General features: G+C 74.6%; 12 protein-coding genes. 7 read left to right on the top strand and 5 right to left on the bottom strand.

The annotated features are described in order from the left end of the window. Positions 1-100: 100 nt before the first annotated feature. Positions 101-1,321, top strand: coding sequence for a type VII secretion-associated serine protease mycosin (gene mycP, locus Q2K16_RS22910; protein ID WP_302740042.1), 1,221 nt, complete (start codon positions 101-103; stop codon positions 1,319-1,321). Between the two features lie 137 nt (positions 1,322-1,458). Here mycP and Q2K16_RS22905 read toward each other — a convergent pair whose 3' ends face one another. Next, on the bottom strand, positions 1,459-1,752 hold the full coding sequence (locus Q2K16_RS22905; protein WP_088646135.1) for a WXG100 family type VII secretion target: 294 nt from the start codon (positions 1,750-1,752) through the stop codon (positions 1,459-1,461). Positions 1,753-1,777: 25 nt separating this feature from the next. Continuing rightward, positions 1,778-2,095: a WXG100 family type VII secretion target gene (locus Q2K16_RS22900; protein ID WP_302740040.1), complete on the bottom strand. Its 318-nt coding sequence runs from the start codon at positions 2,093-2,095 to the stop codon at positions 1,778-1,780. Positions 2,096-2,415: 320 nt separating this feature from the next. Here Q2K16_RS22900 and eccE point away from each other — a divergent pair, with 320 nt between their 5' ends. From eccE to rarD, 4 genes are all read left to right on the top strand, one after another. Beyond that, positions 2,416-4,194, top strand: coding sequence for a type VII secretion protein EccE (eccE, locus tag Q2K16_RS22895; RefSeq protein ID WP_302740039.1), 1,779 nt, complete (start codon positions 2,416-2,418; stop codon positions 4,192-4,194). Between the two features lie 55 nt (positions 4,195-4,249). Then, positions 4,250-4,636, top strand: a complete 387-nt coding sequence (locus Q2K16_RS22890; protein ID WP_302740038.1) for a phage holin family protein — start codon at positions 4,250-4,252, stop codon at positions 4,634-4,636. Positions 4,637-4,741: 105 nt separating this feature from the next. Continuing rightward, positions 4,742-5,176, top strand: coding sequence for a GNAT family N-acetyltransferase (locus tag Q2K16_RS22885; protein ID WP_302740037.1), 435 nt, complete (start codon positions 4,742-4,744; stop codon positions 5,174-5,176). Between the two features lie 52 nt (positions 5,177-5,228). Next, on the top strand, positions 5,229-6,152 hold the full coding sequence (gene rarD / locus Q2K16_RS22880) for an EamA family transporter RarD (protein ID WP_302740035.1): 924 nt from the start codon (positions 5,229-5,231) through the stop codon (positions 6,150-6,152). Positions 6,153-6,181: 29 nt separating this feature from the next. Here the strand turns inward: rarD and Q2K16_RS22875 are convergent, their stop codons facing one another. Both Q2K16_RS22875 and Q2K16_RS22870 read right to left on the bottom strand, forming a co-directional pair. Next, positions 6,182-6,883 (bottom strand): anti-sigma factor family protein, encoded by a 702-nt coding sequence (locus tag Q2K16_RS22875; protein ID WP_302740033.1) that lies wholly within the window; start codon positions 6,881-6,883, stop codon positions 6,182-6,184. Next, complete coding sequence (locus tag Q2K16_RS22870) at positions 6,880-7,374, bottom strand: sigma-70 family RNA polymerase sigma factor (RefSeq protein WP_228543438.1); 495 nt, start codon at positions 7,372-7,374, stop codon at positions 6,880-6,882. The genes Q2K16_RS22875 and Q2K16_RS22870 overlap by 4 nt, the downstream gene beginning before the upstream one ends. A gap of 237 nt (positions 7,375-7,611) precedes the next feature. Between Q2K16_RS22870 and Q2K16_RS22865 the strand changes: the two genes are divergently transcribed. Further along, complete coding sequence (locus Q2K16_RS22865) at positions 7,612-9,738, top strand: PhoX family protein (RefSeq protein ID WP_302740032.1); 2,127 nt, start codon at positions 7,612-7,614, stop codon at positions 9,736-9,738. A gap of 93 nt (positions 9,739-9,831) precedes the next feature. Here Q2K16_RS22865 and Q2K16_RS22860 read toward each other — a convergent pair whose 3' ends face one another. Next, the gene (locus Q2K16_RS22860; protein WP_302740031.1) at positions 9,832-10,614 is read right to left on the bottom strand and encodes an IclR family transcriptional regulator; all 783 of its coding nucleotides are present in this window, start codon (positions 10,612-10,614) and stop codon (positions 9,832-9,834) included. Positions 10,615-10,771: 157 nt separating this feature from the next. Here Q2K16_RS22860 and Q2K16_RS22855 point away from each other — a divergent pair, with 157 nt between their 5' ends. After that, on the top strand, positions 10,772-11,962 hold the full coding sequence (locus Q2K16_RS22855) for an MFS transporter (protein WP_302740030.1): 1,191 nt from the start codon (positions 10,772-10,774) through the stop codon (positions 11,960-11,962). The last annotated feature ends 12 nt before the right edge of the window (positions 11,963-11,974 follow it).

Below are 11,974 nucleotides of genomic sequence, written 5' to 3'. Positions count from 1 at the left end.
GAAAACAAGATCACGATAAGTCGGTCACCGGCCGGTCGGCCTGGTAACGGACCGGGCGCTAACATCCCGTTGCGGAGTCGACACGATACGGAGGCGGTCGATGTCCCGATCCGGCAGCCGCCCGGCGTTCGTCACCCTGGCAGCGGCCCTGCTCGCCGTACCGCCGACGGCCGTCGTGGCGTCGGTCACGCCGGCCCGCGCCGCGCCCGCCTGCGTCACCTCACCCGCGCCGGCCCGCCCGGTCGCCGCCGCCCCGTGGCCCCAGCGACGGTACGCCCCACAGCGGCTCACCCCGCTGTCCACCGGTGCCGGCGTCACCGTGGCGGTCGTCGACTCGGGCGTCGACCGACGGCATCCCCAACTCCGGGGGCGGGTGCTCGACGGCGTGGACTTCCTCGACCCGGGCGGCGACGGCACCCGGGACTGCGCCGGTCACGGCACCGGGGTGGCCAGCATCATCGCCGCCGGGCAGGCCGGCGGGGTGGCCTTCCGGGGGCTCGCACCCGACGCCCGCATCCTGCCGGTACGGGTCAGCGAGCAGCAGGTCGTCGAGGGGCGGGAGGCGGGGCGCACGGTCAGCGCCGCCGGTTTCGCCCAAGCGGTGCGGTGGGCGGTGGACCACGACGCCGACGTGCTCAACCTCTCCGTCGTCCTGTACGCCGACAACCCGGCCGTACGCGACGCGATCGACTACGCGCTGCGGCGGGACGTGGTCGTGGTGGCCGCCGCCGGCAACCTGCACGACGGCGGGGACCCGCTGCCCTATCCGGCGGCGTACGACGGGGTGCTCGGCGTCGGCGCGGTCAACTCGACCGGCGTGCGTGCACCGTTCTCCCAGGTCGGCCCGTACGTCGACCTGGTCGCACCGGGCGATGACGTGCTGATGGCCGCGCCGGGGCAGGGTCACCTGCGGGCCGGAGGCACCAGTTACGCCGTCCCGTTCGTGGCGGGCACCGCCGCCCTGCTGCGGCAGTACCGGCCGGAACTCAACGCCGCCGAGGTGGCCCGCCGGATCGTCGGCACCACCGATCCGGCACCGGGTGGCCGGGAGGGCGGTTACGGTGCCGGCGTGCTCAACCCGTACCGGGCGGTGGTGGAGACGGGCGGCGCTCCCCGACCGGCCGCCCGCCCGACGACCGCTCTGCCGGTGCCGCAGGCCGATCCGGTGCTGCTGGCGCAGGTGCACCGGCGGGCGGCGGCCCGGCAGCGCGCGTTGCTGGTCGCCACGGCCGTCGGCGGGACGGTGGTGGTGGCGGTGCTGCTGGCCGTGGTGCTCCCCCGGGGCGTCCGCCGCCGCTGGCACCCGGCCGGCCCGGCCTGACGGCAACGCCCGATCGTCGACCGGCCGGACGTCACCGCCGGAGCGCCGCAGGCCGCGTCACCGTCGGAGGTCCGCCCGGCGAGCCGGCGGCACGGCGCGGCTCGCCGGGCGCACCGGGAAGCCGGCCGGTGGCCGGTTCACTGGAACAGGCCGGTGTTGCGTTTCTCGGTGTCGAGGTAGTCGGCGGCGGAGTCGTCCACGGCGAGTTTGATGTCCCGCAGCATCGCCTGGAGATCCTGCGATGCGGAGCGCCACCGCGCCTGCCGCTGCTCGTACGCCCGGCGGGCCTCGCCGTCCCAGCCGGCGACCAGCGGGGCGGCGTCCCGTTCCAGCTGGCCGAGCTGCGCGTCGAGGGTGTTCAGTGCCTTCTGGATGTCCGCGCCGGCCTGGTGCAGCGCGGCGAAGTTGACGACCAGCACACCGTGGTCCATCGGATCGTTCCTCCCCGGGGATCGGTTAGAGCGGCAGTTGGATGCCGCGACTGGTGCCGGCGACCCGGCCGGCGGCCTCGGTGTCCGAGGCGTCGTACTGGCGGCCGGCGGTGCGGATGGCCGCCGCAGTCTCCCGCAGGGCCCGTTGCAGCACCGCCTGGTCCCGCCCCCACTGCTGCTTGACCTGCTCGAAGGAGCGCCCACCGGCACCCCGCCAGGCCTGCTGCAACACCTCCAGCTCGGCCATCAGGCCGGTCAGCATGGCCTGCAACGACTGGTCCACCTGCTCGAACCTGGCGGCGGTGTGCTGCATCACCGCCGCTTCTGCCTGGGTCTGGGACACCCGGACGTCACCTCGTCTCCCCGGTCGGGCCGGCCGCCGGCCGTCCACTGCGGACGTGCCGTCCGTCGGTACGGGACCGGACGGACCTGGTCGGCGAATCAGTCGCTGACGGTAGTCGCACCGTCGCCGTTGTGCTACCCCGTCCACCTCCCCTGTGGACAACGCCCCCGACGCCTGACGACGGGCTCCCGCCGGGCCGACCGGGCCACTACGATGGGTCACGCTCCCGTCGCGTTCCGGTCCCGGCCGGGTGTCCGCGGCGGGACGCCCCGGAAGGTCAGCCGGGACGACCGATCCGGCGGGCACACGGAGGAGATGCGGTGACGGCGAGCACGACCGATCGCCCGCTCCGGCGGACCGCCGAGAGCCCGCCCCGGTCCCGCACCGGCACCGCCGTACACCCCGGTCAGGTCGTCGCCACGCAGGTCGCGCTGGCGCTGCCGGTGGCCGCGTACGGTCGCGGGCCGGTGCCGGCGGTGCTCGCCGCGGTCGGTGCGGTGGTCCTGGCCGGTCTCGGCTGGGGGCGCTGGCGCGGGCGGTGGCTGTTCGACTGGTGGGGCGTCGCCGCCGGGTTCCTCACCCGCCGGCACGGCCTGCCCGCCGACACCGACCCGGCCGCCCTGCTGGACCTGCTGCTTCCCGATGCCGCGCTGGCCGCTGTGGAGTTGGCCGACGGGCCGGCGGGGGTGGTCGACGACGCCACCGGGCTGACCGTCCTGCTCGACCTGGGCGACCCGGGCGACCTGCTCGGCGACCGGTCCCACCCGCTGCCGACACCCGGCACGCTGCTGCCGCCGGCCGGGCCGGAGCAACCGCCGGTGCGGGTGCAGGTGCTGCTGCACGCCGTGCCGGCCCCGGCGGCCGGTGGCGCGGCCGGCACGTCGTACCGGCAGTTGACCGAGGGGCGGCTGCCGGGTCAGGAGCGGGCGCTGCTCGCCGTCCGGGTGTTGCGGGCGTCCGGGTGGTCCGACGCGGACCTGCGTCGGGCGCTGGCCGGCACGGTGCGTCGGATCGTCCGCCGGGTGGGGCCGCTGCCGGCCCGTCCGCTCGGCGGGCACGCCGCGCTGCGGGTGCTCGCCGAACTCGCCCATCACGAACCCGGTCGGCCGGTGCGCGAGAGCTGGTCGACGCTCTGCACCGGCGACCGGCACCAGGCCACCTTCCGGCTGGTCCGCTGGCCGGACGCCCGGGTCGATCCGGGCCGCCGGTTGGTGTCCCGGCTGCTGGCCCTGCCGGCGACCGCCACCACCGTCTCCCTCGGGGCCGGACCGCAGGCCGGCGACACCGCGCCACCGACATGCCTGACGGTACGGCTGGCCGCCGTCACGCCGGTCGCGCTGGAACACGCCGCCGAGGGGTTGTCCCGGCTCGTCGCCGACGCCGGCGGTGAGCTGCGTCGACTCGACGGCGCGCAGTTGCCCGGCCTGGCCGCCACGTTGCCGTTGGCGGTGCCCGGGGTGGCCACGCCGGGGGTCGAGCCGCCGGAGCTGACCCTCGGCGGGGCGGGCCTGATGGTGGGGGCCAACCGGCACGGCGGTGCGGTGACCGTCCGGCTGTTCCGCGCCGAGGGCACCCGGCTGGTGCTGGTCGGCGGGCTGGCGGCGGCCCAACTGCTGGTGCTGCGGGCGTTGGCGCTGGGGGCCGGGGTGCTGGTGCAGACCGGTCGGCCACGCGCCTGGGAGCCGTTCGTCCGGGGGGTCGGCGGGCAGCAGGGCGGGGTGGTGGTGGTCCCCACCGGGCGGGCGGTCGGCGTCACCGGTTCTCCGCTGCGTCCACTGCTGGTGGTGGCCGACGCGGGTACGGCGGCCGGCGAACCGCCACCCGGCCAGGGATGGGTGTCCACCCTGGTGGTCCGGGACGAGTTGACCCCGGCGGACGTCGACACCCTCGGCCGGGCCGACCTGGCGGTGCTGCAACCCCTCGACCCGTCGGAGGCCGCCCTGGCGGGCACCGCGCTGGGGCTGGGCGGTGCGGCGGAGTGGTTGACCCGCATCCGGGACGACATGGTCGCGGTGGTCAACCGGCGGGCGCTGCGGTGGGCGCTGCTCTCGCCCACCCCGATCGAGTCGCAACTGGTCGGTCGACCCGGCCGGCGCTGACCGCACGGGTCACGGTGCTTTCCCTGGCTGGACCGCACATGGCACGATCCCGGCCATGGATTTTCTGAAGGGTCTTCTGATCCGGCTGGGCTCCACGGTGGTGGCCTTCTGGCTGGCGACGCTGCTCATCCCCGGCATCTCGCTCGACACCGGTTCGGCAGGCGAGGCGATCGTCACCCTGGTGCTGGTCTCGGTGATCTTCGGCGTGGTCAACGCCGTGCTCCAGCCGATCATCAAGACCGTTGGTTGCGGCTTCTACCTGCTCACCCTCGGGCTGATCGCCCTGGTCGTCAACGGGCTGCTGTTCCTGCTCACCAGCTGGATCGCCGGTCAGGCGGACCTGCCGTTCCACGTGGACGGGTTCTGGCCCGAGGCGGTGCTGGGCGCGCTCCTGGTCGGCATCGTGACCTGGGTTCTCGGGGCCGTCCTCGACCGCGACTGACCCGGTTGCCGGCCGCCGCCCCGCCGGGGGTGGTGGCCGGCCGGAGCGGCCACCGGACGGGAATTGGCTGGCGGGACCGCCACCGGGTGGGGCTAGCGTGGCGGGGTGTTCTCGTTGACCCACCCCGACGGCTGGCAGCTCGACACCGACCCGGAACGCCTCGACCGGGGCCTGGTGCACGACTGGCTCTCCACCGACGCCTACTGGGCGCTGGGGCGGAGCCGGGAGACGACGGAGCGGGCCTTCGCCGGCTCGACCCCGTACGGCGTCTACCGACCGGAGGACGGCGCACAGGTCGCCGTCGCCCGGGTGATCACCGACCGGGCCACCTTCGGCTGGCTCTGTGACCTCTTCGTCGCCCGGGAGGCGCGGGGGCGTGGCCTGGGCACCTGGCTGGCCGGCGCGATCCGCGACCACCTCGCCGGGTACGGCGTACGCCGGATCGCGCTGGCGACCGCCGACGCCCACGGGGTGTACGCGAAGCTGGGCTTCACCCCGGCACCCCCGGACCAGTGGATGGAGTGGGTGAACGAGCGGTGACCCCGCTCACCGGAAAGGAGCCTGCTCCGCCCGTACCCCTTACGGTGGGATCGTGACTCCGCTGCGGCTCGGCTACCTCTACGGCTTTGGTGCGTACCTGATCTGGGGTTTCATCCCGCTCTACCTGAAGTTGCTCCGCCCGGCCGGGCCGATGGAGATCCTCGCCCACCGGATCGTCTGGTCGGTGGTGTTCGTCGCGCTGCTGCTCGCCGCCCTGCGCAACGTCGGCTTCCTGCGGTCGCTGGCCCGCCGCCCCCGGACGCTGGCCGGGATCGTCGTCGCGGCGGCGCTGATCGCGGTGAACTGGGGCACCTACATCTACGGGGTGAACTCCGCCCGGGTGGTGGAGACCGCCCTCGGCTACTTCATCAATCCGCTGGTGTCGGTGCTGCTCGGGGTGCTGGTGCTGCGGGAGCGGCTGCGCCCGGCGCAGTGGGTGGCGCTCGGGGTGGGCGCGGCGGCGGTCGCGGTGCTCACCGTCGACTACGGCCGGCTGCCCTACCTGGCGTTGATCCTGGCGGCCAGCTTCGCCGGCTACGGGTTGGCCAAGAAGCGGCTCGGGCTGCCGGCGGCGGAGGGGCTGTTCGTCGAGTCGGCGGTGCTGGCGCTGCCCGCCCTGGGCTACCTGGGCTGGTTGGCGAGCCGGGGCGGGTCGACGTTCGGCGGGGTCTCGGCCGGGCACACCGCGCTGCTGGTGGCGGCCGGGGCGGTGACGGCCGTCCCGCTGCTGCTGTTCGCGGGCGCGGCCAACCGGCTGCCGCTGACCGCGCTCGGCATGCTCCAGTACGTGGCCCCGGTCCTCCAACTCGGCTGCGGCGTGCTGATCTTCCACGAGCCGATGCCGCCGGCCCGGCTGGCCGGTTTCGCCCTGGTCTGGCTGGCCCTGGTGATCTTCAGCCTGGACGCGCTGCGGAACGGCCGACGTACCCGGGCCGCCGCCCGCGCCGCCGCGCCGCTGCCCGCCGCCGCCCACTGAGCGACCCGACCGTCGCGCGGCCTCCGCGCTCAGCGGACGTCGTAGCTGAGCACCAGGGTCCCGTCGGCCCGCAGCAGTTCGAGGCGGACCAGTTCGGCGTCGGTGAACCGGGTCGCCCCGCGCAGGTTCACGTCGTCGCCGGGGGCGGCCAGCCAGGAGGCGATCTGTTCCGTCGCGTCGTCCGGACCCCGGGCCACCAGCCGGAACGTGTACGCCTTGCCGTAGCCCGCCGTCGCGTCGTACCCGCAGTGCATGGTGACCTCGGTGCCCCACTTGGTGCCGCTCAGCCCGATCTCGGCGTGCACCGCCGGGGTCTTGGCCGCCACCGGCGACATCGACACCATCCGTACCGCCTGGGTGGTCGGCGCGGGCGTCGGGGCCGGACGCAGGGCGGACGCCCCGGCGACGCCCAGCACCAGGGCGAACCCGGCGGCGACGAGGGCGGTCAGCGCGTACCGTCGGCGGTTGCGGGTCCGTTCGCGGCGGCGGCGGTCCCGGGCGGCGGCGATCAGGTCGGGCACCCGGCTGACCTCGGGCGGTGGCGGGAGGAACTCCTCCAGCGTGGTCGGGTCGAGCCGGCCCAGCAGGCCCGGCAGCACGGCGATCTCGGCCACCGCGTCCCGGCACGCCGCGCACCCGGCGAGGTGCCGCTCGTAGGCGGCGCGGTCGGCGGGGGCGAGCGCACCCAGCACGTACGCGCCGTCGTCGTGTGCGAACTCGCAGCGGGTCATCCGGTCACCCCCATCTCGGCCAGGGCCAACCGTAGTGAACGCAGCGCGTAGTGGGTGCGGGACTTGACCGTTCCCGGTGGCACCCCCAGCCGGGCCGCCGCCTCGGCCACCGAACGGCCCTGGTAGAAGCATTCGACCAGCACCTCCCGGTGGGTGGGGCTGAGCCGGTTCAGCGCCTCGGCGATGGTCCAGGCCTCCACCGCGCGCTCCGCTTCGTCCACCGTCTCGGGCGGCTCGGGCAGGTCGTCGGTGAACACCTCGCCGACCCGGGTCGACCGTCGCCGCCAGGCGTCGATCGCCAGGTTCCGGGCGGTCGTGAAGAGCCACGCGCGGACCGAGCCGCGACGCGGGTCCAGCGACTCGGGGTGACGCCACGCCCGCAGCAGGGTCTCCTGCACCAGGTCCTCGGCCCGGGTGCGGTCCCCGTTGACCAGCCGCAGCGCGTGCGCGTAGAGCGCCTCGGCGTGCTCGTCGTGCAGGGCGCGCAGCAGTTGGGCGTCGTGGTCGCTGATGGTGATCCCCTCGCTTCCCGCCCGACAGGTCCGGCGAACGTGTCCGCCGGTTATTACGCGCCGTGACCCCGATCGGTTCAGCGGTGACTGCTGTTCACATCCGGTTCACACCGAGTCCGGTGGCCGCTCACCCCGTCCTGGCAGCGTCCGCCCGGTACGCACGTCGCGCAGGTGACAACGGCGTGCCACCGACCTGCTTCCAGGAGGCTCCCTTCCATGAGCGACCGTCCCCGGCTGCTCCCGCTGCTCGGCACCACCCGGCACGGCAGCCGCGATGCGATGACCTGCCTGTACCGCTGCGGCAACGCCTGCGACCATCCGGTACCCAACACCTCCGACAACACCTACTTCGGCGACCTGGTCGAGGGGGAGGTGACCCGACGGGGCGTGGTCCGGGCGGGTGCGGTCGGCGCGCTGGTGCTCGGCTTCGGCGGTGCCGCCGCCGGTGCGCTGGCCGGGGCCGCCCCGGTCGGTGCCGCGCCGGCCACCCCGGTGGTGCCGGAGGTCGGCGACCCGACCGCGGCGCAGCGCGGCGTCGGCAACGGCGCGCTGACCTTCAAGCCGATCCCGCCGAACCAGCTCGACACCCTGGTCGTCCCCAACGGGTACGACCATCACGTGGTCATCCGCTGGGGCGACCCGGTGCTGCCCGGTGCGCCCCGGTTCGACCTGCACGGGCAGACCGCCGCCGCCCAGGCCAAGCAGTTCGGCTACAACAACGACTTCGTCGGGGTGCTGCCGCTGGACCGGCGGGGCAGGCGGGCGCTGCTCGTGGTCAACCACGAGTACACCAACGAGGACCTGATGTTCCCCGGCTTCACCGGCCTGGACAACCTCACCGTCGAGCAGGTGCGCACCGCGATGGCCGCGCACGGCATGTCCGTGGTGGAGTTGGAGCGGGTGGACGGCACCGGGCAGTGGCGGGCGGTGGGCCAGGGCCGCCGGCCGTACAACCGGCGGGTCACCGCGCTGGCCACGAAGTTCGAGCTGACCGGCCCGGCCGCCGGCTCGGCGTGGCTGCGTACCGCCGCCGACCCGAGGGGCCGCACGGTGGTCGGCACCCTGAACAACTGCGCCGGTGGGGTCACCCCGTGGGGAACGGTGCTCTCCGGCGAGGAGAACTTCAACCAGTACTTCGTCGGTGCCGACGCCGCGCCCGCCGAGCTGAAGCCGAAGTTCGACAGGTACGGCATCACCACCGCCGCCCGCCACCCGAGCGGCAGCCGTAGGTGGGAGCGGGCCGACGAGCGGTTCGACCTGGCGAAGCACCCCAACGAGGCGCACCGGTTCGGGTGGATCGTCGAGATCGACCCGTTCGACCCGGAGAGCCGTCCACGTAAGCACACCGCGCTGGGCCGGTTCAAGCACGAGGGCGCCAACGTGATCGTGGCCCGCGACAAGCGGGTGGTCGCGTACATGGGTGACGACGAGCGCTTCGACTACCTCTACAAGTTCGTCTCCGACAAGAAGTTCATGCCCGGTGACTCCTGGGTGGCCCGCAAGAACAACCTGACCCTGCTGGAGTCGGGCACCCTCTACGTGGCGCAGTTCGGCCAGAGCAGCGCCGCCGAGATCGACGGCTCGGGCAGGCTGCCCGCCGACGGCGCGTTCAACGGCACCGGCCGGTGGATCAGGCTGGTCAGCGGCACCCGGTCGTACGTCGACGGGATGACCGCCGCCGAGGTGCTCACCTTCACCCGGCTCGCCGGGGACAAGGTCGGCGCGACGAAGATGGACCGGCCGGAGGACGTCGAGCCGAGCCTGCTCACCGGCAAGGTGTACGTGGCGCTGACCAACAACACCGACCGGGGCAAGGCCGGCAAGCCGGCGGCCGACGAGATCAACCCGCGCAACCTCAACAAGCACGGGCAGATCCTGGAACTGGTCGAGGACCGGGGCGACAACACGGCGGAGTCCTTCACCTGGTCGCTGCCGATCGTCGCCGGTGACCCGGCCGACCCGTCGACCTACTTCGCCGGGTACGACAAGACGAAGGTCTCGCCGATCTCCTGCCCGGACAACGTCGCCTTCGACGCCACCGGCAACCTCTGGATCTCCACCGACGGCAACGCGTTGGGCAGCAACGACGGCCTGTTCGCCACCGCCGTCGAGGGGCCGGAGCGGGGGCACCTGAAGCAGTTCCTGACCGTGCCGCTGGGTGCGGAGACCTGCGGGCCGTTCATCACCGGCGACAACCGGTCGGTGTTCGTGGCCGTGCAGCACCCCGGTGAGATCACCGGCGCGTCGGTGGAGAAGCCGGCGTCGACCTGGCCGGACGGCGACTACGCCAAGCCGGGCGTGGTGGTCACCTGGCGGCTCGACGGCGGCCCGATCGGCAGCTGACGCGCCCGTCCCGGGTCGGCCCCGCCGGGCCGGCCGCGAAGGTCCTCTCCCGCTTCGGTCCGGGAGGGGGCCTTCCCCGTGCGCCGGGCGGCGTCAGAGGTCGGCGGCGATGCCGTCGGCGACCGCGCGGGCGGCGGTGAGCAGCTTGGCGCGCACCACCCGGGCGGAGGTCATCATCTCGCTGGCCGGCAGCGCGCAGGCCAGCACCACCCGCCGTTCCATGTCCTTGTCCGGGGTGACCAGGACTGCGGCGCACGCCACCCCCTGCCGGAACTGCCCCAGCTCCAGCTGCATGCCCCGCCGGTCGCCGGCGGCCAGATCCGCCTCGAACGCCTCGGGGCTGGTCAGGGTGGCGGTGGTGAACGGCCGCATGCCGTAGTCGCGCAGGTAGCGCAGGCGCTGCTCGGCGGTGAGGGTGGCCAGCAGCGCCTTGCCCAGGGCGGTGGCGTGCGCGCCCTCGTCGAAGCCGGGGACCATGTCCTCCAGGTACGGCGAGCGGGCCCCCTCGGCGACGGCGGTGACCGCCACCTGACCGCCGACGAACCGGCCCAGGTAGTGGCTCCACCCGGTGTCGACGGCGGCCCGCCGCAGCGACTCGCCGACCGCGGCCGGGCCCCGGAACGCGGTGACCAGTTCCCGGTACCGGTCGGCGATCTCCAGGCCGACGATGTAGGTGCCGTCCTCGCGCCGGATCACGTAGCCCTCGTAGGCCAGGGTGCGGACCAGGTGGTACGTGGTGGCGACGGTCAGCTCGCAGCGCCGGGCGATCTGTTTGACGGTCAGGCCCTTCGGGGCACGGCCGACCGACTCGAGCACGCGTAGCGCGCGGGAGACACTTCGGATCAGATCCGAAGGTTCCGCCAGGGGGTCACGCACAACCACCTCCGCAGCCGGGGACTTACACCATATGAAAAACCCGGCCGGGACGGAACGCCCGTTCGGGTGGAGGATGCCAGATCAGGCGGTATACGGCGGGTTCCCGGGCGACACGCCGAGGGTTGTCAGGAACACGACTCGCGTAGGTTGGGCCACGATGACCGACACCGCCCTCGGCCGTACGCCGGGCCGACCGACAGTCCGCCCCCTGCGGGCCGGCGGCGGGGCCGTCGCCACCACCATCGCCAGCGTCCTGCCGGTCTTCCTGGTCGGCGGGCTCGCCGTGCAGATGGGCGACGACCTGGGGTTCTCCCCCGCCGGGCTGGGCCTGGCCGTGTCGGTCTACTTCGGCGTCAGCGCGCTCGCCTCGATGCCGTCGGGCCGGCTGGTGGAGCGGGTTGGCCCGGCCGTGGTGGCCCGTGCCGCCATCGGTCTCGCCGCCGGCTGCCTGCTCGCCATCGCCGGACTGGCCCGCTCGTACCCGGTGCTGGTCGGTCTGCTCGCGCTCAGCGCCGCCGCCAACGCGCTGGGCCAGCTCGCCAGCAACGCCGCGCTGGCCCGGCACGTGCCCGCCCGGCGGCAGGGCCTGTCGTTCGGGGTGAAGCAGGCCGCCATCCCCGCCTCCACCCTGCTGGCCGGGGCGGCGGTGCCGGCGATCGCCCTCACCGCCGGCTGGCGCTGGGCGTTCGTGGCCGCCGCCGGGGCCGCGCTGGCCGCACTGCCGGCCGTACCCCCGCAGCCGGCCGGACCGGTGCGGAACCGCGCGGCGCAACGCGGCGGCGGGGCCACCACGGCGCTGGTGGTGGTCGGCGTGGCCGCCACCCTCGCGGCGGGGGCCGCCAACGCGCTGGGCACCTTCGTGGTCGACTCGTCGGTGCACCGGGGCCTCGCCCCCGGCCCGGCCGGGCTGGTGCTCACCCTGGGCGGCGCGGTCTGCGTGGCGGCCCGGATCGGCGTCGGCTGGCTGGCCGACCGGCGGGACACCGGTCACGTCGCGTTGATCGCCGCGATGCTGGTGGTCGGGGCCGTCGGGTTGGGGCTGCTGGCGGTGGCCGGGGCGGTGCCGCTGACCGTCGGGGTGGTGCTCGGCTTCGGCCTGGGTTGGGCGTGGCCCGGCCTGCTGAACTTCGCGGTGGTCCGGCTGCACCCGCAGGCCCCGGCCGCCGCCACCTCGATCACCCAGACCGGGGTGTACGCCGGCGGCTGCCTCGGCCCGCTCGGTCTCGGTGCGCTCGCCGGGGCCGGTGGCTACCCGGTGATGTGGCTGACCGCCGGGGTCGCCATGCTCCTCGCCGCCGTCCTCATGCTCACCGGCAGCCGACTGCTGCGCCGCTCCGCCGCGCCCTGAGCGGGCCGGCCC

It is taken from the genome of Micromonospora cynarisoli (genome assembly GCF_030518815.1).
Lineage (GTDB): Bacteria > Actinomycetota > Actinomycetes > Mycobacteriales > Micromonosporaceae > Micromonospora > Micromonospora wenchangensis.
This window is presented reverse-complemented; position numbering and strand designations above follow the sequence as displayed.